The sequence below is a fragment of the Kribbella sp. NPDC056861 genome, from assembly GCF_040687575.1.
Lineage (GTDB): Bacteria > Actinomycetota > Actinomycetes > Propionibacteriales > Kribbellaceae > Kribbella.
The window spans coordinates 988,097-1,008,525 of record NZ_JBFBNQ010000001.1 but is presented as its reverse complement, the minus strand read 5'-3'; the positions used below and the strand labels follow the sequence as shown (position 1 = coordinate 1,008,525).

22 protein-coding genes are annotated in these 20,429 nt (G+C 69.8%); 18 read left to right on the top strand and 4 right to left on the bottom strand.

Annotated elements, in window-relative coordinates; all coding sequences use genetic code 11:
• The first annotated feature begins 104 nt into the window (after positions 1-104).
• The 3 genes from AB0P21_RS04560 to AB0P21_RS04550 are packed head-to-tail and all read left to right on the top strand — an operon-like array spanning position 105 to position 3,642.
• Positions 105-2,258, top strand: coding sequence for an alkaline phosphatase family protein (locus tag AB0P21_RS04560; protein ID WP_363693674.1), 2,154 nt, complete (start codon positions 105-107; stop codon positions 2,256-2,258).
• A gap of 2 nt (positions 2,259-2,260) precedes the next feature.
• A complete protein-coding gene (locus AB0P21_RS04555) occupies positions 2,261-3,028 on the top strand; it encodes an MBL fold metallo-hydrolase (RefSeq protein WP_363693673.1) in 768 nt (255 codons plus the stop codon).
• A complete protein-coding gene (locus AB0P21_RS04550; RefSeq protein ID WP_363693672.1) occupies positions 3,025-3,642 on the top strand; it encodes a VTT domain-containing protein in 618 nt (205 codons plus the stop codon). The genes AB0P21_RS04555 and AB0P21_RS04550 overlap by 4 nt, the downstream gene beginning before the upstream one ends.
• 13 nt (positions 3,643-3,655) lie before the next feature.
• Here the strand turns inward: AB0P21_RS04550 and AB0P21_RS04545 are convergent, their stop codons facing one another.
• On the bottom strand, positions 3,656-4,297 hold the full coding sequence (locus AB0P21_RS04545) for a TIGR03085 family metal-binding protein (protein ID WP_363693671.1): 642 nt from the start codon (positions 4,295-4,297) through the stop codon (positions 3,656-3,658).
• Positions 4,298-4,396: 99 nt separating this feature from the next.
• Here AB0P21_RS04545 and AB0P21_RS04540 point away from each other — a divergent pair, with 99 nt between their 5' ends.
• Together AB0P21_RS04540 and AB0P21_RS04535 are read left to right on the top strand one after the other, a co-directional pair.
• Positions 4,397-6,250 carry an ABC transporter ATP-binding protein gene (locus AB0P21_RS04540; protein ID WP_363693670.1) on the top strand — a complete coding sequence of 618 codons (1,854 nt, stop codon included), beginning with the start codon at positions 4,397-4,399 and terminating at the stop codon, positions 6,248-6,250.
• Positions 6,247-8,043, top strand: a complete 1,797-nt coding sequence (locus AB0P21_RS04535; protein WP_363693669.1) for an ABC transporter ATP-binding protein — start codon at positions 6,247-6,249, stop codon at positions 8,041-8,043. The genes AB0P21_RS04540 and AB0P21_RS04535 overlap by 4 nt, the downstream gene beginning before the upstream one ends.
• Before the next feature lie 56 nt (positions 8,044-8,099).
• On the opposite strand, the gene AB0P21_RS04530 is transcribed toward AB0P21_RS04535, so the two are convergent.
• Positions 8,100-8,396, bottom strand: a complete 297-nt coding sequence (locus AB0P21_RS04530) for a Fe-S cluster assembly protein HesB (protein WP_363693668.1) — start codon at positions 8,394-8,396, stop codon at positions 8,100-8,102.
• A 116-nt stretch (positions 8,397-8,512) separates the two neighbouring features.
• Here AB0P21_RS04530 and AB0P21_RS04525 point away from each other — a divergent pair, with 116 nt between their 5' ends.
• Positions 8,513-9,379, top strand: coding sequence for a GNAT family N-acetyltransferase (locus AB0P21_RS04525; RefSeq protein ID WP_363693667.1), 867 nt, complete (start codon positions 8,513-8,515; stop codon positions 9,377-9,379).
• A 3-nt stretch (positions 9,380-9,382) separates the two neighbouring features.
• Here the strand turns inward: AB0P21_RS04525 and AB0P21_RS04520 are convergent, their stop codons facing one another.
• Positions 9,383-10,495 carry a dipeptidase gene (locus AB0P21_RS04520; protein WP_363693666.1) on the bottom strand — a complete coding sequence of 371 codons (1,113 nt, stop codon included), beginning with the start codon at positions 10,493-10,495 and terminating at the stop codon, positions 9,383-9,385.
• 12 nt (positions 10,496-10,507) lie between these two features.
• Positions 10,508-10,954: a hypothetical protein gene (locus AB0P21_RS04515; RefSeq protein ID WP_363693665.1), complete on the bottom strand. Its 447-nt coding sequence runs from the start codon at positions 10,952-10,954 to the stop codon at positions 10,508-10,510.
• A 56-nt stretch (positions 10,955-11,010) separates the two neighbouring features.
• Between AB0P21_RS04515 and hisI the strand changes: the two genes are divergently transcribed.
• From hisI to AB0P21_RS04455, 12 genes are all read left to right on the top strand, one after another.
• Positions 11,011-11,340, top strand: a complete 330-nt coding sequence (hisI, locus tag AB0P21_RS04510) for a phosphoribosyl-AMP cyclohydrolase (protein ID WP_363693664.1) — start codon at positions 11,011-11,013, stop codon at positions 11,338-11,340.
• Positions 11,337-12,827, top strand: a complete 1,491-nt coding sequence (locus AB0P21_RS04505) for an anthranilate synthase component I (protein ID WP_363693663.1) — start codon at positions 11,337-11,339, stop codon at positions 12,825-12,827. Before hisI ends, AB0P21_RS04505 begins: the two co-directional genes overlap by 4 nt.
• The gene (locus AB0P21_RS04500) at positions 12,827-13,357 is read left to right on the top strand and encodes a Trp biosynthesis-associated membrane protein (protein ID WP_363693662.1); all 531 of its coding nucleotides are present in this window, start codon (positions 12,827-12,829) and stop codon (positions 13,355-13,357) included. Before AB0P21_RS04505 ends, AB0P21_RS04500 begins: the two co-directional genes overlap by 1 nt.
• A 55-nt stretch (positions 13,358-13,412) precedes the next feature.
• The gene (locus tag AB0P21_RS04495; RefSeq protein ID WP_363693661.1) at positions 13,413-13,673 is read left to right on the top strand and encodes an HGxxPAAW family protein; all 261 of its coding nucleotides are present in this window, start codon (positions 13,413-13,415) and stop codon (positions 13,671-13,673) included.
• A 16-nt stretch (positions 13,674-13,689) separates the two neighbouring features.
• Positions 13,690-14,496, top strand: a complete 807-nt coding sequence (gene trpC, locus AB0P21_RS04490; protein ID WP_363693660.1) for an indole-3-glycerol phosphate synthase TrpC — start codon at positions 13,690-13,692, stop codon at positions 14,494-14,496.
• A gap of 51 nt (positions 14,497-14,547) precedes the next feature.
• A complete protein-coding gene (gene trpB / locus AB0P21_RS04485; protein ID WP_363693659.1) occupies positions 14,548-15,756 on the top strand; it encodes a tryptophan synthase subunit beta in 1,209 nt (402 codons plus the stop codon).
• Positions 15,753-16,577, top strand: coding sequence for a tryptophan synthase subunit alpha (gene trpA / locus AB0P21_RS04480; RefSeq protein WP_363693658.1), 825 nt, complete (start codon positions 15,753-15,755; stop codon positions 16,575-16,577). The genes trpB and trpA overlap by 4 nt, the downstream gene beginning before the upstream one ends.
• A 7-nt stretch (positions 16,578-16,584) precedes the next feature.
• A complete protein-coding gene (locus AB0P21_RS04475; protein ID WP_363693657.1) occupies positions 16,585-17,247 on the top strand; it encodes an SCO family protein in 663 nt (220 codons plus the stop codon).
• Positions 17,244-17,708 carry a MauE/DoxX family redox-associated membrane protein gene (locus AB0P21_RS04470; RefSeq protein ID WP_363693656.1) on the top strand — a complete coding sequence of 155 codons (465 nt, stop codon included), beginning with the start codon at positions 17,244-17,246 and terminating at the stop codon, positions 17,706-17,708. The genes AB0P21_RS04475 and AB0P21_RS04470 overlap by 4 nt, the downstream gene beginning before the upstream one ends.
• Entirely contained in the window at positions 17,705-18,481 is a 777-nt protein-coding gene (locus tag AB0P21_RS04465) for a thioredoxin domain-containing protein (protein ID WP_363693655.1), read from the top strand. The genes AB0P21_RS04470 and AB0P21_RS04465 overlap by 4 nt, the downstream gene beginning before the upstream one ends.
• A gap of 72 nt (positions 18,482-18,553) precedes the next feature.
• Complete coding sequence (lgt, locus tag AB0P21_RS04460; RefSeq protein ID WP_363693654.1) at positions 18,554-19,708, top strand: prolipoprotein diacylglyceryl transferase; 1,155 nt, start codon at positions 18,554-18,556, stop codon at positions 19,706-19,708.
• Positions 19,701-20,429 carry a VIT1/CCC1 transporter family protein gene (locus AB0P21_RS04455; RefSeq protein WP_363693653.1) on the top strand — a complete coding sequence of 243 codons (729 nt, stop codon included), beginning with the start codon at positions 19,701-19,703 and terminating at the stop codon, positions 20,427-20,429. The genes lgt and AB0P21_RS04455 overlap by 8 nt, the downstream gene beginning before the upstream one ends.

The window sequence follows — 20,429 nt, the reverse complement described above, 5'->3', positions numbered from 1 at the left end:
CCTGGATCAACCCGTTCGGTGCGTGGCGGAGTACGCCGCTGCTGGACCCGGGCTCGTAGGCTCGGTCTGGCACAAACGCGCGAACGGGGAGTCCGAAGTACCTGATGGCTAAACCACCCGAGCAGGTTTCCAGTGATCGTCGGCAGCGCCGGCCGGTCTGGCTGGACCTGCGTCGTACCACCCGGGGCATCCAGGCGATGGTCCTCGGCGGGCTCGCCTCGCTGATCTCGCTGCTGATCACCTTCTGGACGTTGCCGCAGATCAGCACCAGCGACGGCGCGCTGCCGATCCTGCGGCTGGTGGTGATCCTCGCCGTGGTCGGGCTGGTGGTGCGCTGGATCCTGGCCGGGATCGCGGTGCTGATCGGCTCGGTCGGCGTGCTGGTCGGTGGACTGCTCTCGCAGTTCGGGGTCGTCTACCTGGCGGTCAACATCGATCCAGGGGTGCACCTGCACGGCGGGGTCGAGGCGCCGTTGGTGGTCTCGATCGTGATGTCGTCGGTGAGCGCGTTCGTCGGCTGGGTCGCGTACGCCGGCAGCGACGACGCCTACGTGTCCGAGGTGATGCGCGTCGTGCGCCGCCGGGCCCGCAAGCTCCAGGCGGCGCCGAAGACCGGGATGCTGGTGATCCAGCTGGACGGGCTGTCCGCGCCGCTGCTCAACTGGATGGTGATGTCGGGCAACCTGCCGCATCTCGGCGGCTGGATCCGGGACGGCAGCCACTCGATGGTCGAGTGGCACACCGGAGTGCCGGCGACCACACCGGCCAGCCAGGCGGGCATCCTGCACGGCGGCTCGGGGCAGATCCCGGCCTTCCGCTGGTACGAGAAAGAGACCGGCCGGGTGATGGTGACCAACCGGGCCCGGGACGCCGCCGAGATCGAGGCGCGGATGTCGACCGGTCGCGGCCTGCTCGCCGACGGTGGCGCGAGTATCAGCAACAACTGGTCCGGCGACGCGCCCAAGTCGGAGCTGGTGTTCAGCCGGGCCGCGCTGCCCACCGGCCGCAGCCGGGGGTACGTCCGGTTCTTCTCCAGTCCGCAGGGCGCTGCCCGCGGGCTGGTGCTGTGTGTCGCCGAGATGATCAAGGAACTCCACCAGGCCCGCCGGCAGCGGGTGCGCGACCTGGTGCCGCGGGTCAACCGCGGCGGTTCGTACATCTTCCTGCGGGCCATCTCCAACGTGCTGCTGCGCGACCTGAACGTCTCCCTGATCACCGACGAGCTGGTCAAGGGCACCCCGGTGATCTACTGCGACTTCGTCGACTACGACGAGGTCGCGCACCACGCCGGCCCGACCCGGCCGGAGTCGCTGCAGACCCTCGAAGGGCTCGACCGAGTGCTCGGAGCGCTCAAGCGGATCATCGACCTGCTGCCGCACTCGTACGAGATCGTGATCCTGTCCGACCACGGCCAGAGCCAGGGATCGACCTTTCTGCAGCGCTACGGCCGGACCCTGACCCAGGTCATCGACGACCTGGTCGACACCACTAAGGAGCCGGTCGCCGCCACCGGCCGGTCCGAGGGCTGGGGGCCGGTCAACGCGTTCCTGACCGAGCTGAGCCTGCGCGCGAGCGTCGGCGGCAAGGTGACCCGCAAGGCGCTGCACGGCAGGGCGCCCCATGGCGAGGTGGAGCTCGGGCCTGCCGACTGCGAACCGGCAGTCGCGGCCGACGAGCAGATGATCGTCACGGCCTCGGGCAACCTCGCGCTGATCTATCTGGCCAAGACGCCCGGCCGGGTGCCGCTGGAGGAGATCGAGCTGCAGCATCCCCGGCTGATCCCGGGGCTCGCGACGCACCCGGGCATCGGATTCGTCGTGGTCGAATCGCTCGCCGAGGGACCGGTCGCGATCGGCAGCTCCGGCGTCCACGTCCTGCGGTCGGGCCGGATCGAGGGCGTCGACCCGCTGGAGCGCTACGGCCCGATGGCGGCCGTGTCGATGCTCCGGCAGGCCGAGATGCCGCACAACGGCGACATCGTGGTGATCTCCCGGCTGGACGACTACACCCGCGAGGTGGCCGCGTTCGAGGAGCTGGTCGGCTGCCACGGCGGGATCGGCGGCTGGCAGACCGAGGCCGTGCTCGTGCACCCGCGCCGCTGGGTGGTCGACGAGCCACCCGTAGGCTCCGACGCGGTGCACCACCTGCTGATCAGCTGGCTCGACCAGCTCGGTCAGCGCAAGGCTGCGGTCGATGAAACAGCGGCCGAAGAACCTGACCAGGTGCCCACTTCGACGGACGCAAGCGTGGAGGCCTGAGAGTGCGGATCACCTGGTGGGGTCACAGCACCACCACCATCGAGGAGAGCGGCACCCGGCTCCTGACGGACCCGGTGCTCACCTCCCGGATCGCGCACGTCCGGCGGCGTCGAGGCCCGGCGCCGACACCCGAGGCCGGCCAGTGCGACGCAGTACTGATCTCGCACATGCACGCCGACCACCTGCACCTGACGTCGCTGCCGCTGGTCTCGCCGGACGCCGCCCTGGTCGTACCGCGCGGCGCGGCGAAGCTGATCCACGCCGACAGCGGCGCGTTCTACTCCGACCGCTGCATTGAGGTTGCCCCAGGCAACCAAGTTCGGATCGGCGGTCTCGACATCACGGTCGTCACGGCCGACCACGACGGGCGGCGGCTGCCCTGGTCGGCGCATCGCGGCCCCGCGCTCGGGTTCCGGGTCGAGGGCTCGCCGAGTGTCTGGTTCGCCGGCGACACCGACCTGTACGACGACCTGTCGGCCGAGGTGGCTCCGGTCGACCTGGCGTTGGTGCCGGTCGGCGGTTGGGGACCGTCGCTCGGGCCGGGGCATCTCGACCCGGTGCGCGCGGCCGAGGCGGTTCGGCGGGTTGGCGCGCGGATCGCGGTACCGGTGCATTTCGGGACGTTCTGGCCGATCGGGTGCGATCGGTTGCGGCCGGACCTGTTCCTGCCGCCGGGGGAGAAGTTCAAGGAAGCGATGGCCGAGGTGGATGCCGCCGTGAAGGTGGAGCTGCTGCAGCCAGGAGAGTCGACCGAGGTGGTCGGGCAATGACGGGTGAAGAGTTCGGCTGGGTTTATCTCGCGGCGCTGGCCGGCGCGGTGCTGATCGGCGCGGTGCTGCCGATCCTGCCGACCGGTGCGGCGGTGTCGGCGGGCGCGGTACTGGCGTCGCATGACAATCCGATCGGGCTGGTCGGCGTACTGATCGCTGGTGCCGGTGGCGCGTATCTGGGCGACCTGATCGTGTACGCCGGTTGCCGGGCGGGCGGGGAGAAGCTGGCCAAACGGGTCGGCTGGTTGCGGGACAACGAAGCGCTCGACGCGTTGCGGGTGCGGCTGGCCGAGCACGAGATCACCGTGTTGCTGACCTCGCGCCTGATCCCGGGCGGGCGGATCCCGGTGCTGCTGGCCGCAGGGCTGGCGGGGTACCGCTGGCATCGGTTCGCGGTGGTCGACCTGGCCGCCTCGTCGGCATGGGCGGCTGTCTACATGGCGATCGGACTGCTCGGGTACGCGCTGTTCCCCGAGCCGTGGCAGGGCGTCGTCGCGGCGATCGCGCTGGTGCTGCTGACCACGGTGGTCAGCAGCCTGGTGCAGCGCTGGCGGAAGAAGAAGTCGGCCGCCGAGACGACGGAGCCCGCGACCGGGCAACCCGCCGCGGAGTAGCGGCGGGCCTGCGTCAGAATCCGAACGAAGCGGCCTGGAGCCGTTCCACCGCGCCGGGCGTGCCGTCCAGTTCGACCTTCGCGACGCTCTGGCGGCCGAAGCAGAACAGCACCAGCTCGGCCGCTTCGCCGGTCAGCGTGACGGAGCCTGCCTCGGTCGGCTTTTTCGCGACCGCCTCGGTGCCGTTCGGCAGCCGCAGCACGATGCCGGTCGGCGCCTTCCGGGTCATCGCCTTGGCGCCGAGCTTCACCGCTCCCCACAGGCCTTTCTGCTGGGCGACGGGCAGTTCGCGGACCGTGAAGTCGGGCTGGGCCCGGCGGACGTCCTCGTGATGGACGAAGTACTCGGTGGTGTTCAGGTTGTGCCCGAGCCCCGGGAACGAGTAGATCGAGAAGGTCGGCGGCCCGTTGCGCACCTTGTCGACCAACTCGGTGAAGCTGTACTTCGCCTTCGTCTGCGCCGACCGCTTGGCGGTGGTGTCGGCGAGGGCCGGAATCATGATCCCCGGCCCGGCGATCGGGTCGGACTCCCGGACGTACAGGTGGACCGCGAGGTCATGGGTGTTCCACCCGTCACACAGAGTGGGCTGATCAGGCCCTAGCTGGTCGAACAGGTCACACAGGGCGAGTCGTTCTACCTTGCTGTAGTCGGTCACAACTCGATCGTAGTTGTCGGTGCACAGTGGCAGAATGGCGGTCGTTGTCAGCTCTCTGGCTGGCTACGCCCCTGACAGCGTCGTCCTAAGGATGTTTGCGTGCCACAGCCGAGAGTTCCCAGCAAGGGGAGCGTGACCCGGCGGGGGTTCGCGGTCCTGCGGGTGGCGATCTGGGAAGAGCCGTGGGTGTTCGCCTGGTCGGTGGCCGCGAGCATGCTGTACGGCGCGATGACGGTCGCCGACGGCTGGGCGCTCGGGTGGTCGACCGACCACGTGATCCGGCCGGCCCTCGAGCGCGGTGACACCACCTTCGGCGCGCTCGCGTCGCTGGTCTCGCTGTTCCTCGGGATCGCGATCCTGCGCGCCATCGGCGTCGTCGGCCGCCGGATCGGGGCCGGCGTGATGCAGTACCGGCTGCAGGCGACGTACCGGCGCCGGGTCACCCGGCAGTACCTGAAGCTGCCGCTGGAGTGGCATCACCGGCACCCGACCGGGCAGTTGCTGTCCAACGCCAACTCCGACGTCGAGTCGATCTGGTTCGTGATCGCCCCGCTGCCGATGGCGATCGGCGTGATCGCGATGCTCGGCTTCGCCACCGCCGCGATGTTCGCCGCCGACGTCTGGCTGGCGCTGGTCGGCTGCCTGGTCTTCCCGCTGGTCTTCATCGCGAACGTGATCTTCCAGCGCACCCTGCAGCCGCTCGCCACCCGCGCCCAGGAGTTGCGGGCCGATGTCTCCGAGGTCGCGCACGAGTCGTTCGACGGCGCGCTGGTGGTCAAGACGCTGGGCCGCGAGGCCGCCGAGACGGAGCGCTTCCGCGAGCCGACGTACGCGCTGCGCGACGCGAACATCGCGGTCAACCGGGCTCGCGGCGCCTTCGACCCGGTGATCGAGGGGTTGCCGCGGATCGGCGTACTAGCGGTGCTGCTGGTCGGTGTCGGGCGGGTTCGCTCGGGTGCCGCCGACGCCGGTGATGTCGTGCAGGTCGCGTTCTTGTTCACCTTGATCGGCTTCCCGATCCGGGCGCTGGGCTGGGTGCTCGGTGAGCTGCCGCGCTCGGTGGTCGGCTGGGATCGGGTGCAGCGAGTGCTCACCGCCGAGGGCGAGATGGAGTACGGCGACCAGCGGCTGACGGCGACGTCGGCCGCTCGGGTCGAGGTCTCCGATGTGCGGTTCGGGTATCTCCCCGGCCGTGACGTGCTGGCCGGAGTCGACTTCACCGTCGAGCCTGGCCGGACGGTGGCGATCGTCGGGCCGACCGGCTCCGGCAAGTCCACCTTGACGACGATGCTGACCCGGCTGGTGGATCCCGAGGAGGGCACGGTCGCCGTCGATGGGCTCGACCTGCGCTCACTGGCGCGCGACGAACTGGCCGGATCGGTCGCGCTGGTCGCCCAGACCGCGTGGCTGTTCGACGACACGATCCGCGGCAACATCACGCTCGGCGGCGAGTACGCCGACGAGGACGTCTGGGCCGCGCTGCGGATCGCGCAGGGCGACGGGTTCGTGAAGTCACTGCCGAACGGGCTCGACACGAAGGTCGGCGAACGCGGTACGACGCTGTCCGGCGGGCAGCGGCAGCGCATCGCGCTCGCCCGGGCCTTGGTCCGGCGGCCGCGGCTGCTGATCCTCGACGACGCGACCAGCGCGGTGGATCCGCAGGTCGAGGCGCGGATCCTGGCCGGGCTGCGCACCGCGGTACAGGGGGCTGAGGCGGCCACGACCGTGCTGGTGATCGCGTATCGCAAGGCGACGATCTCGCTGGCCGACGAGGTGCTGTTCCTCGACGAGGGGCGGATCGCGGACCAGGGGTCGCATGTCGAGCTGCAGGAGCGGTCGGCGGCGTACCGGGCTTTGGTGGACGCGTATGAGAAGGATGCGGAGCGGCGTGAGGAAGAGGCTGCTCTCGAGGCCGAGCTCGATGATCTTGATTCCGAAGGAGTGTCCAGGTGAGCGCCGCATCGTCCAGCCGGCTTGACGCAGGCGACAACGCGGGCGGGTTGGAGACCCTTCGCCAGGGGCTGCGGATCTCGCCGGAGCTGGCGCGTGGCTGGTGGATCACCGGGCTGCTCGCGCTGACCATGACCGGCGGGCGGATCGTCGTACCGATCGCGGTTCAGCAGACCATCGACAAGGGATTGTCGGGTCCTGGTGGGCCGGACATGTCGTTCGTGGCGTGGATGTGCCTGGCCTGCCTCGGCGGCGTGCTGGTGACGGCCGGAGCGTCGTTCCTGACCACCGTCAGGCTCGCGACGAACTCCGAGCGCGGCCTGGCGACCATGCGGATCAAGGCGTTCCGGCACGTGCACGATCTGCCGGTGCTGACCCAGAGCACCGAGCGCCGTGGTGCGCTGGTCAGCCGGGTGACCTCCGACGTCGACACGGTGTCGCAGTTCCTGCAGTTCGGCGGGTTCATCTTCCTGGTCAGCATCGGGCAGATGGTGCTCGCGACCGTGGTGATGTTCATCTACTCGTGGCAGCTCGCGCTGGTGGTGCTGATCTGCTTCCTGCCGCTGTTCGCGAGCCTCAAGGCGCTGCAGGGCCTGATGTCCTCGGCGTACGGCGTGGTGCGGGCGAAGGTCGGCGAGATGCTGTCGGCGATCGCCGAGCCGGTCGTCGGCGCGCAGGTGGTGCGCGCGTACGCGATCGAGCAGCGGACGCAGCAGCGGATCGACGCCTCGATCGAGGACTACCGCAAGACCGCGACCAAGGCGCAGGCGATCACCGGGATCACCTTCTCGATCGGCGGGCTGGCGGCCGGGCTGGCGAACGCCGGCGTGCTGACGGCCGGCGTGCTGCTCGGGGTCGACGGGAAGGCGACGCTGGGGGAGATTCTCGCGTTCATGTTCCTGGTCGCGTTGTTCTCCGACCCGGTGCAGATCGCGACGCAGGTGCTGACTGACGCGCAGAGCGCCTTCGCCGGCTGGCGGCGGGTGCTCGGCGTGATCGCGACGCCGGCCGATGTGGTCGACCCAGGGGAGTCCGGGGTGCACCAGGCGCGTGGGCCGGTGACGGTGGAGTTCCGTGACGTGGACTTCGCCTACCCGGACGGCGACCTCGTACTGCGTGATGTCGACGTGCGACTCGAGCCGCATCGCCGGGTGGCTGTGGTCGGCGAGACGGGGTCGGGGAAGACCACCTTCGCCAAGCTGCTGACCCGGCTGATGGACCCGACCTTGGGCGCCGTGTTGCTGGACGGGGTGGATGCGCGCGAGATCGCGTTTGCGTCGCTGCGCGAGCGGGTGGTGATGGTGCCGCAGGACGGGTATCTGTTCGACTCGTCGCTGGCCGACAACGTCCGGTTCGGCCGGCCTGATGTCACCGACACGCAGCTGCTGGATGCGTTCGAGTCGCTCGGGCTGACCGACTGGCTCGAGTCGCTGCCGGATGGTCTTGATTCGCCAGTGGGTCAACGCGGCGAGTCGCTCTCCGCCGGTGAGCGTCAGTTGGTCGCGTTGGTGCGGGCGAACATCGCCGACCCGGATCTGCTGGTGCTGGACGAAGCGACTTCGGCGGTCGACCCGGGGACCGAAGTACGGGTGAATGCGGCGTTGGAGCGGCTGATGGCTGGTCGTACGTCGGTCACCATCGCGCACCGGCTGTCCACCGCCGAGGCGGCTGACGAGGTACTGGTCTTCGATGACGGCCGGGTGGTGGAGCGCGGTCCGCACGCTGAGCTGGTGGCCGCGGGCGGTATCTACACGCGTCTGCATGCCAGCTGGATCGCTCAGCGTTCCGCTCCCTAGACATGGCGGTGGGCCGGTAGCTTCGCGCTACCGGCCCACATCCATCTGCTCTTTAACTACTGCACTGCGCCGGCCTGCGGGACGAGGAGGAACTCGACCCCGCCCTTCTCGTCGACCGCCGCGTCGAGGATCTTGTCGTCCAAGGCCGCGGCAGCGTTCTGCTCGAGGAAGACCCGGGCGCCGCTCTCCTCCAGCACCTGGTCGCCCTGCAGCGGCGACTCGGTCGTCGTGACGGCCAGCGCGGGGTCGGCCGGGTTCTCCTGGGAGATCCGGACCCCGGCACCCTCGGGAGCGCCCTCGACGCCCGTGATGCTCTTGATCACCAGAGTGGCGTTCTCAGTCAGGGTAAGCACTGCTTCTCCTAGCATCGATTGCGGTGAATCAGCCCCGTGCCCCGTGTCCAGAACCGCAAACAACGCGTCCGGAAAGTCGGGTGCGTCCCGGCGTCGTGGTGGTGTGAGATGGGCGCATGACGATTCGGTTGGGGACACCCGGTGTGGACGGGCTCGCGGGTGTGGCGGGGAAGCTGGGGGAGTGGCAGAGCGAAGCGGGGCCGGTGCAGTTGCATCCGGGCGATCTCGGCTGGTTCTGGCGGTTCGGGGCTGAGCGGACGGCGGATGCGGTGCGGGTCTGGGAGCGCGACGGTGAGCCACTCGCGATCGGGATGCTGGACGAGCCTGACCTGCTGCGGCTCGCCTATGCGCCAGGCGTGCTCGAGGACGAGGAGCTGAACCAGCGGATCTTCGAGGACTGCCGCGAGCCGGAGCGCGGCGTACTGATCGAGGGCAAGGTGTACCTCGAGGCGCCGACCGACGCGTTGTTGCAGGAGCTTCTGTTCAAGGACGGCTGGAGTCCGGACGACCCGTGGCAGCCACTGCGCCACGAGCTCGCCGAGCCGCTGGAGCAGTCCGCTCTGGCGATCGAGATCGTCAGCCCCGACGCGGTGTCCGAGCGCACCGCGTTGCAGCGCGCGTCCTTCGACGGCTCGACCTTCACGGACGAGCGCTGGCACGCGATGGCCGCCGGTACGCCGTACGCCGCAGCCCGGTGTCTGGTCGGGCGCGATGAGCAGGGCACCGCGGTCGCGTGCGTGACCGTGTGGTCGGCGGGTAAGGGCAGGCCGGGCCTGATCGAGCCGATGGGCGTGCACCGTGACCATCGCGGCCATGGGTACGGCGAAGCGATCACCCGCGCCGCGGCCGTCGCGCTGCACGAGCTCGGCGCGTCGACCGCGCAGGTCTCGACGCCGCTGTCCAACATCGGCGCGGTCGCCACCTACCAGGCGGGCGGGTTCGAGCCGCTGGCGCTGGTCCGCGACATGGTCCGCCCCGGCTGACAGTTATCCAGCGACCTCGTCCGCGGCCCGGAGTACCCGAAGAATGTTGCCACCGGCAAGCTTTGCCAGGTCTTCGTCGCTCCAGCCGCGGTCGGCCAGGGCGTAGAACAGCGACGGGTACGACGCGACGTCCGGCAGCCCGTCCGGGAACTCCGGGCAGCCGTCGTAGTCGCCGCCCAGCCCGATGTGGTCCACCCCGGCGACCTCGCGCACGTGCTCGACGTGCGCCACCACGTCGTCGAGGGTGATCCGCGGCTTCGGTACGTCGTACGCCGCCTTGAGCTGCTTCTGCTGAGCCGGCACCAGCGGATCGAGGTCGAGCTGGCCGGCCACCTCGCGGACGCCCGCGACCCAGTCGACGTACGCCTGCGAGACGAAGTACGGGACGAAGGTGACCATGCAGACGCCGTCGTTGCCGGTCAGCGTCCGCAGCACGTCGTCGGGCACGTTCCGCGGGACGTCGCAGACCGCGCGCGCCGACGAGTGGCTGAAGATCACCGGCGCGCTCGTCACCCGCAGCGCGTGCCGCATGGTGTCGGCCGAGACGTGTGACAGGTCGACCAGCATGCCGATCCGGTTCATCTCCCGGACGACCTGCTCACCGAAGTCGTTCAGCCCGCCGAGCACCGGTTCGTCGGTCGCCGAGTCGGCCCAGGAGACGTTGTTGTTGTGGGTCAGCGTCATGTACCGCACGCCCAGCTCGCGCATCACCCGCAGCACGCCGAGCGACTGACCGATCGAGTGGCCGCCCTCCATCCCCATCAGCGAGGCGATCCGGCGCTCCTTGAAACACGCGTCGACGTCGTCGGCGGTGACGGCCAGCTGCAACGCCTCGGGGAACCGCGCGACCAGCTTGCGGACGAAGTCGAGCTGCTCGAAGGTGCGCACCACGGCGTGCTCGTCCTGCGGCACCCACAACGACCAGAACTGCGCCGCGACCTGGCCGAGCCGCAGCCGGGGCAGGTCGGTGTGCAGCTTCGGCACCGAGATGCTCAGGTCGTACGCGTCGAGGTCGTACTCGGCCAGTTCGTAGAAGGCGATCGGGAGATCGTTGTGGCCGTCGACCAGCGGATGGTCCTGCAACAGTCCCTGCACCCGGGCAACACTGGAGGTCATCCCGCCATCTTGTCAGGCTTGCTCTGACCTCGCACGGGGTACGCCGAGGCTCTCCACGACCGCGGCCAGTACGTCGTACGCCGACGTCGATCCCAGCTCCGTGAAGGCCACCACAGCACTGCCGTGAACCACCAGGTACTCCGCCGAGGACGGCCAGAACCCGAACCCGATCCCGGTCGTCTCCTCGCTCAAGGGGTCCCGCGAAGCAAACGCCGTCCGGAGCTGCCCGGGCTCGGGTTTCGCGAACACCCCGGCAGCATCAGCCGCCCGCACCAGCTCGGTCAGCCACGCCTCGACCGCTGTTGGCTGACCTGCTGAGATCACCGTCTGCCCGGCCGCCCAAGCCGCTGCCGACGGGGACAGCCCGAAGCGCCAGCCGTGCGTGCGAGCCGCGAACTCCTGCTTCGCGATCTCGCCGCGCCGGCGGTTCTCCGCGTAGTACGCCTTGAGGTCCACCACGCGGGCAGAGTACCCGCGCGGTCGGGACCGTCAGTGGAGTGCGAGACAATGACGTCGTGGACACCGAAGAACTCACCTTCGACGCGGACGGGCTGATCCCCGCGGTGGTGCAGCAGTACGACACCCGCGAGGTGCTGATGGTCGGCTGGATGAACGCCGAGGCAGTACGCCGGACCGCCGAGACCGGGCGCAGCACGTTCTGGTCGCGCAGCCGGCAGGAGTACTGGGTGAAGGGTGAGACGTCCGGGCATCGCCAGCACGTGAAGCAGATTCTGGTCGACTGCGACGCCGACACCCTGCTGGTGCTGGTCGACCAAGAGGGTCCGGCCTGCCACACCGGCACCCGCAGCTGCTTCGAGCACGGTGAATTCGAGGTCAAGGCATGAGCTCTCCCGACCTGGAGACGTTCCGCGAGTACGCCAAGGACCGGCGCGTCATCCCGGTGACACGGCGGCTGCTGGCCGACGCGGAGACCCCGATCGGCGTCTACGGCAAGCTCGCGGCCGAGCGCGAGGGCACCTTCCTGCTGGAGTCGGCCGAGAACGGCGGCGTCTGGTCGCGGTACTCGTTCATCGGCGTCCGCAGTGCCGCGACGCTGACCGAGCGCAACGGCGAGGCGGTCTGGACCGGCAAGCCGCCGGTCGGCCTGCCGCAGACCGGTGATCCGCTGCAGGCGCTGCGGGAGACGCTGGAGATCCTGCACACGCCCCGGCTGCCCGACCTGCCGCCACTGACCGGCGGGATGGTCGGCTTCCTCGGGTACGACGCCGTCCGCCGGCTGGAGAAGTTGCCGGACACAACGATCGACGACCTCGGGCTGCCCGAGCTGACCTTCCTGTTCGCCACCGACCTGGCCGCGCTCGACCACGAGACCGGCGAGATCTGGCTGATCGCGAACGCGGTCAACTGGGACGACTCCGACGAGCGGGTGGACGAGTCGTACGCCGACGCCGTCCGCCGGCTCGACGCGATGGAGCGCGACCTGGCCCAGCCGACCCCGTCGTACGTGGTGCGCGCGGACCAGCAGGCGCTGCCCGACCCGCACCGGCAGCGCTCCAGCGCGGAGTACCGGGAGGCGGTGGAGACCGCCAAGGAGGAGATCCGGGCGGGCGAGGCGTTCCAGATCGTTGTCTCGCAGCGGTTCGAGCTGCAGACCTCGGCCAGCGCTCTCGACATCTACCGGGTCCTGCGCCGGTCGAACCCGAGCCCGTACATGTACCTGGTCCGCCTGGACGGTTTCGACATCGTCGGCTCCAGCCCCGAGGCGCTGGTGAAGGTCACCGACAACAAGGTGATCCTGCACCCGATCGCCGGCACCCGCCCGCGCGGCGCGACGCCGGAGGAGGACCGGGCGCTGGAGGAGGAGCTGCGCGCGGACGCCAAGGAGCGCGCCGAGCACCTGATGCTGGTCGACCTCGGCCGCAACGACGTCGGCCGGGTCTGCGCGCCGGGCACGGTCGAGGTGGTCGACTTCATGGACGTCCGCCGGTACAGCCACGTGATGCACCTGGAGTCCACCGTCACCGGCCGCCTGCAGGCCGGCAAGACCGCCTTTGACGCGCTCACCGCCGCCTTCCCGGCCGGAACGTTGTCGGGGGCACCGAAACCGCGCGCGATGGAGATCATCGACAAGCTCGAGGTGACCCGCCGCGGCGTGTACGGCGGGGTGGTCGGCTATCTCGACTTCGCCGGTGACGCCGACACGGCGATCGCCATCCGGACCGCGGTACTGCGCGGCACCACGGCGTACGTCCAGGCGGGTGCGGGGATCGTCGCGGACTCGGATCCGGCCTCGGAAGACGCGGAGTGCCGCACCAAGGCCGCCGCGGTCCTGAACGCCATCGCCGTCGCCGGCACGTTCTCCGAGGTCTGATGCGCCCACAACGACTGGTGGACCTGCTGACCCTGGTGGCGCTCGCGTTCCTGGCGCTCGCGGCGTACCTGAACTGGTCGATCGCCGACCCGGGCAGCGGCCGGCCGCTGGTGAACTTCAAGGGCCACGACGTGACACGTGCGCCGGTCTCGCTGGCGCTGTCCGCGGTGGTGGCCGTGATCGTCACCAAACTCGCCGGTACTGCGCTGCGCCGGGTGCTGTCCGTGCTGCTGGTCGTCCTGGGCGTCGCCGCGATCTCGGTGGCGCTGCAGGTGCGGCCTGACGCGGCCGAGCTGAGCAGGCTCCGGCCGGAGCTCAGCCAGGCCGTGACCGACTCTGTCTCGCTCAGTACCGGCCCTGCGCCCTGGCTGGCGCTGGCAGGCGGCATCGCGCTGGTCGCGGCGGGCATCGTTGCCGCGCTGACCGCGCACCGATGGCGCCGTGCCACCCAGCGGTACGAGCGTGATCCAGCCGTGACACCGGCGGATCAGTGGAAGGCGATCGACGCAGGTGAGGACCCGACGATCTGACTGTCGGAGGCAACCGCCACAATAGGACTGGACGACGACGAGGAGTGGCCCAACGATGGACAATACGACCACGGATCAACCGGTGACCTACGAGAGCGACGAAGCTCACGCGGGCGGGCACCACGGCAGCACTCCGGCGGCGTGGACCGCCGTGGTGATCGTGCTGGCGGGTTTCACGCTCGGTGCCATCGCGATGGTGATGGGCCCGAACTGGCTGTTGTTCTGGATCTCGGTCGGGATCGCCGTAGCCGGCGGCCTGGTCGGCAAGGTGATGCAGCTGCTCGGCTTCGGTGCCAAGTCCAGCGACCACTCCTGACGGACGGACCGAAATCATGACTGTGCTTGACGACATCCTCGCCGGGGTCCGGGAGGACCTCGCGGAGCGCCAGGCGCGAACCAGCCTGGACGACCTGAAGCTGGAGGCGCAGCGCAAGCCTGACGCCAAGGACCCGATGCCGGTGTTCCGGGGCGACGGGATCGCGATCATCGCCGAGGTGAAGCGGTCCAGCCCGTCCAAGGGCGCGCTGGCCGACATCGACGACCCGGCCGCGCTGGCGTACGAGTACGCCGAGGGCGGCGCGGCCGCGATCAGCGTGCTGACCGAGGGCCGCCGGTTCGGTGGCAGCCTGGAGGACCTGCGCGCGGTTCGCGGCCGGGTCGACGTGCCGGTGCTGCGCAAGGACTTCATCGTCTCCTCGTACCAGCTCTGGGAGGCGCGCGCGGCCGGTGCCGACATGATCCTGCTGATCGTCGCCGCGCTCGAGCAGGAGGCGCTGGTCTCGCTGATCGAGCGGGCGTCCTCGATCGGGCTCACCCCGCTGGTCGAGGTGCACGACGAGGAGGAGACCCTGCGTGCGGTGGACGCGGGGGCCCAGATCATCGGCGTCAACAACCGCAACCTGAAGACGCTGGAGGTGGACCGCTCGACCTTCGCGCGGGTCGCCCCGGTGATCCCGACCAACCTGATCCGGGTGGCGGAGTCGGGCGTCCGGGGTCCGCATGATGTAATCGAGTTCGCGCGCGCCGGGGCCGATGTCGTCCTCGTCGGTGAAACCCTGGTGACCGGCCGCGATCCGCGGGCCTCGGTCGCCGATCTCGTCGCTGCGGGATCGCACCCCGCCATCCAGCAGCGTCACTAGACGTCGAGATTCCCCTGCCCCGGCAGGGGAAATTCTCTGGAAGGCCAAGACATGACTGCTGTGTTGCCTGACCAGCTCGGGCACTTCGGCCGCTTCGGCGGCAGGTTCATGCCGGAGGCGCTGATCGCGCCGCTCGACGAGCTGACGGCCGCCTGGCAGGAAGCGATGGCCGACAAGTCCTTCACGGACGAGTTCGAGCGGATGCTGCGCGAGTACGCCGGCGTCCCGAGCCTGCTCTACGACGCGACCCGGCTGTCCGAGGTGGCCGGCGCCCGGATCCTGCTCAAGCGCGAGGACCTGAACCACACCGGCGCGCACAAGATCCGCAACGTGCTCGGCCAGGCGCTGCTGACCAAGCGGATGGGCAAGACCCGGGTGATCGCCGAGACCGGCGCCGGGCAGCACGGTGTCGCCACGGCGACCGCGTGCGCCTACCTGGATCTCGAGTGCGTGGTCTACATGGGCGAGGTCGACACCGAACGCCAAGCCCTCAACGTGGCCCGGATGAAGCTGCTTGGCGCCGAGGTGATCCCGGTCAAGACCGGCAGCCGCACGCTCAAGGACGCGATCAACGAGGCCCTGCGGGACTGGGTCTCCAGCGTCGACAACACCCACTACCTGCTCGGTACGGCGGCCGGCGGCCACCCGTTCCCCGCGATGGTCCGCGACTTCGTCCGGGGCATCGGCGACGAGGCGCGAGCCCAGTCGCTGGAGCTGCTCGGCAAGCTGCCGGACGCGGCGGTCGCCTGCGTCGGCGGCGGCTCGAACGCGATCGGCCTGTTCGCGGCCTTCGTGCCGGACAGCTCGGTGAAGCTGTACGGGATCGAGGCGGGCGGCGACGGGTACGACACCGGCCGGCACGCGGCGACGATCACCGCGGGTCAGATCGGCGTACTGCACGGCGCCCGGTCCTACCTGCTGCAGGACGACGACGGCCAGACGATCGAGTCGCACTCGATCTCGGCCGGACTGGACTACCCGGGCGTCGGCCCGGAGCACTCGTGGCTGGCGGAGACCGGGCGGGCGTCGTACCGGCCGGTGTCGGACGCGGACGCGATGGAGTCGCTGCGGCTGCTGGCGAAGACCGAGGGCATCATCCCGGCGATCGAGTCGGCGCACGCGATCGCGGGCACGCTGGAGATCGCCAAGGAGCTCGGCCCGGACGCGACCATCCTGGTCTGCCTGTCCGGCCGCGGCGACAAGGACATGGACACGGCCGGCACCTGGTTCGGCCTGATCGACGGGGACGGCAAGGCATGAGCGACGTGGTTGCCCTGGGCAACGCCGGGGCGGCGATCCGGAAGGCGAACGACGAGGGCCGCGCGGCGCTGGTCGCCTATCTGCCGGCCGGCTATCCGTCGATCGACGGCGGGATCGACGCGATCAAGGCGCTGGTCGACGGCGGCGCCGACGTGCTCGAGATCGGCCTGCCGTACAGCGATCCGGTGATGGACGGCATCACGATCCAGCGCGCGGCCGAGACGGCGCTGGCCGCCGGGCTGCGGACCCGCGACGTGCTGGCCACGGTCGAGAAGATCGCGGCGTACTCCGACGTGCCGGTGCTGGTGATGACGTACTGGAACCCGATCGAGCGGTACGGCGTGGACCGGTTCGCGGCCGACTTCGCCGCGGCCGGGGGAGCGGGCCTGATCACGCCCGACCTGATCCCGGACGAGGGTGCCGAGTGGATCGCGGCGGCAGACAAGAACGAGCTGGACAAGGTGTTCCTGGTCTCGCCGTCCTCGACGGACAAGCGGATCGCGCTGACCACCTCCAACTGCCGGGGATTCGTCTACGCCACCGCGGTGATGGGCGTCACGGGGGCGCGTGAGCAGGCCTCCGACCTGGCCGCGCCGCTGGTCAACCGGACGAAGGCGACCACCGGGATTCCGGTCGGCGTCGGGCTCGGGGTGTCCAACGCGGACCAGGCGGCGGGCGTCGCGAAGTACGCGGACGCGGTGATCGTCGGGTCGGCCTTCGTGAAGGCGCTGGACGCGGACGGCGCGACCGGCGTACGGAAACTGACCGAAAGCCTGGCCGAGGGCGTTCGGCGGGAACCCCGCACGCCGGTTGACCGTTGAACCAGCCGTGAGTCGAACCAGAAACGCGGCTGTTCTCCTCGCCGCGGTGGCTCTGCTTGCCCTGGTGGGCTGCAGTGGCGGGCAGAAGCAGACAGCGGACAACCCCGGCGGGGCCATCATCCGAACCCCGGCAGGGGATCCGAACGGGTTGCGCGGGGCAACTTTGGACCGGCCGTACGCGCTGCCGGCCAAGGTGCTGACCGATACCGGAGGCAACGAGTTCAACCTGGTCACCTCGACCAAGAAGCCGGTCACGCTGGTCTTCTTCGGCTACACCAACTGCCCGGACGTCTGCCCGACCGTGATGGCCGACGTCGCGTCCGCGCTGACCAAGCTGGACCAGTCGGTGCGTGACCAGGTGCAGGTGCTGTTCATCACCACCGACCCGTCGCGTGACTCCGGGCCGGTGATCCGCAAGTACCTGGACCGGTTCGATCCGGCGTTCGTCGGGCTGACCGGGCCGCTGGGGTCGATCAAGGACATCGCCAAGGCGGTCGGCGTACCGGTCGAGGGGATGAAGAAGCTCCCGTCGGGCGGTTACGAGGTCGGGCACGGCGCGCAGGTGCTCGGCTTCGGCAAGAACGACAAGGCCGGCGTGCTGTGGCTGTCGAACGCCGCCATCGGCGACCTGGCCCACGACTTCGGCAAGCTGGTGGAGGACAACCGGTGAGGCCGTGGTTCCCCTGGGTCTCGCTGGTCGCCCGGCTGGTCCTCGGCGGCGTGATGCTGGTGGCCGGCGCGTTGAAGGTGACCGATCCAGAGGCTGCCACCCAAGCGGTGCGGGCCTATGAGTTGCTGCCGCAGGGGTTCGACGGCATCGTCGGGTTGTTGCTGCCGTTCCTGGAGATCGCGATCGGGTTGCTGCTGATCGTCGGTTACGGTGTCCGCCCGGCGGCGGTGGCGGCCGGGGTCTTCATGCTGTTGTTCATCGCCGCTGTGTCGTCGGCCTGGGCCCGTGGGCTGGCGATCGACTGCGGCTGCTTCGGCGGCGGCGGTCAGGTCGCGCCGGGTCAGACGAAGTACCTGCAGGAGATCCTGCGGGACGCCGGTCTGCTGGCTCTGGCGGTCTGGCTGTTCGTGCAGCCGTTCAGTAAGTTCGCGCTCGAATCATCAGGAGACACAGCGTCGTGAGCAAGTCCAAAGGGGGCGGCAAGGGTGCCGCCAAGCGTCCGGCCAACGGTCCGTCGAAGCCCACCGTCAAGGGTCCGTCGCGGCCGGCGGTGAACCCGCTGGTGCAGGAGAAGAAGCGCCGGATCGGGCCCGGCATCATCATCGTCGGCATCGTGGTGCTGGCCCTGATCGCGGCCGTCGGCGTCGACTACTGGCGCAAGAACTCCTCGGTCGAGCTGAGCTCGAACGGCCGGGTCGAGCCGGCCGTCATCACCGGGCCGGGCAAGAGCGGCGAGGGCGTCACGGTCGGCAAGGACGACGCCAAGGCGCACATCGACCTGTACCTCGACTTCCGCTGCCCGCACTGCGCGGAGTTCGAGCGGGAGACCGGGCCGGTGATCGACGAGCTGGTCGAGGACGGCACCGCGACGCTGACCTACTGGCCGATGGACTTCGTCAACCCCGAGGCGTCGCCCCGGCTGGCGAACGCCTTCGCCGCGGCCGCCGCGAACGGCAAGGCGCTGAGCTACGCCGACGAGATGTTCAACGACTTCACCAAGGTGTGGACCACCGAGCAGCTGCTCGAGCTGGGGCAGAAGCTCGGCATCGGCGACGCGAAGTTCGAGGCCGCCGTGAAGGACAACACGTACAAGGGCTGGCTGGACTCGATCTCCGACGCGTCCACCAAGCGCGAGGTGACCGGTACCCCGACGGTGTTCGTGAACGGCAAGCGGCTGGACAGCAAGCAGCTCACCGTGGACGGCATCAAGGCCGCCGTCAGCGGAGTCAGCTGACGCTCCGTTCCCAATCGTGACCATGGGGTTGGTGGTCGCGGTCGGTGCGGGGCGGGTAGATTCCCGACTGCCATGTCTAGTCAGCTGCCCGCCGTGATCGTTCCGGCGTTCATCCCCAGTCCCAGCCAGGGCGTCTGGCACCTCGGCCCGTTGCCGCTGCGTGCCTACGCCATCTGCATCCTGATCGGCATCTTCGCCGGCTACTGGCTCGGGCGGAAACGCTGGGTCGCCCGCGGCGGCTCGGCCGAGGTGCTCGCCGACGTGATCATGTGGGCGGTGCCGTTCGGTCTGGTCGGCGCCCGGATCTACCACGTGATCACCGACGCCGAGCTGTACTTCGGCGAGGGCAAGCACCCGATCGACGCGCTGAAGATCTGGCACGGCGGGCTGGGCATCTGGGGCGCGGTCGGCTTCGGCGCCCTCGGCGCGTGGATCGCCTGCCGCCGGCACAAGGTGCCGTTCCTCGCCGTCGCCGACGCGATGGCGCCCGGGATCGCGCTGGCCCAGGTGGTCGGCCGCTTCGGCAACTACTTCAACCAGGAGCTCTTCGGCCGCCCGACCAACCACTGGTGGGGCCTGGAGATCGATCCGGCGCACCGCCCCGACGGCTTCCAGGACTTCGGCACCTTCCACCCGACGTTCCTGTACGAAGCCCTCTGGAACCTCGGCGTGATCGCCCTGGTGATCCTGGCCGGCCGCCGCTTCAAGCTCGGCCACGGCCGCGCCTTCGCGCTGTACGTCGCCGGCTACACCGCCGGCCGCGCGTGGATCGAGAACCTGCGCATCGACACGGTGAACGAGTTCGGCGGCCTGCGGCTGAACGTGTGGACGTCGCTCATCCTGTTCGTCCTCGCGGTCGCCTTCTTCGTGGTCAGCGCCCGGTTGAGGCCCGGCATAGAAGACATCTCAGGCACAGCTGGCGGGGGAGAGCCCACAGCTACCGCCACCGACGCTGCGTCCAGCTCGAATGATGTTCCGTCCGACGAGACCGCTGCAACCAGCAACCCGTCCGCCGGACTACCCGCCGCCGGCTCCGATCCGTCTACTACGGAGCCACACGAAGCCGCCGCCGGGGCGAGCGCGACGGGCACGACTGTGCCCGCCGGGACGAGCGCGACCGCGTCAGACGCCTCCGGCGCGACAGCGCCGATTCTCGAGGAGACTGGGCCGCACAGTCCGTTGCCGGGGGAAGAAGTGAAGGCCGACCCGGCTGGACCGCGTGACTGAGAGCGCCAACTCGGGTGCCTCCGAGCACTCGGGGGACCACACCCACCGGGATGTGACCGGTGGGTGGTTGCGGCCTGCGGTGTTCGGCGCGATGGACGGGCTGGTCTCCAACTTCGCGTTGATCGCGGGGATGGACGGCGGCACCGAGAGCGGTTCGCGGTTCGTCGTACTGGCGGGGCTGGCTGGTCTGGCGGCTGGTGCGTTCTCGATGGCGGCGGGGGAGTACACCTCGGTCGCCTCGCAGCGCGAGCTGGCCCGGGCCGAGATCGAGGTCGAGCGGCGCGAGATCCAGCGGCACCCGAATGACGAGGAGCGCGAGCTCTCGGAGACCTACCAGCACAAGGGTCTCGACCCCGAGCTGGCAGACAAGGTCGCCCAGCAGTTCCACGCCAACCCGGAGCAGGCTCTCGAAGAGCACGTCCGCGAAGAGCTCGGCCTGGACCCCAACGACCTCCCCTCACCGGTCGTCGCGGCCGGCTCGTCCTTCGTCTGCTTCGCCGTCGGTGCCCTCATCCCGCTCCTGCCGTATCTCCTCGGTGCCACCTCAGTCATCCCGGCGCTGGTCATGTCCCTCACCGCGCTCTTCATCTGCGGTGCAGTGGTCAGCCGCGTCACCACCCGCTCCTGGTGGTACTCCGGCCTGCGTCAACTGATCCTGGGCGGCGCCGCCGCGGCCCTCACGTACTTCGTCGGCACCCTGGTAGGCCCCGGCATCGGCTAG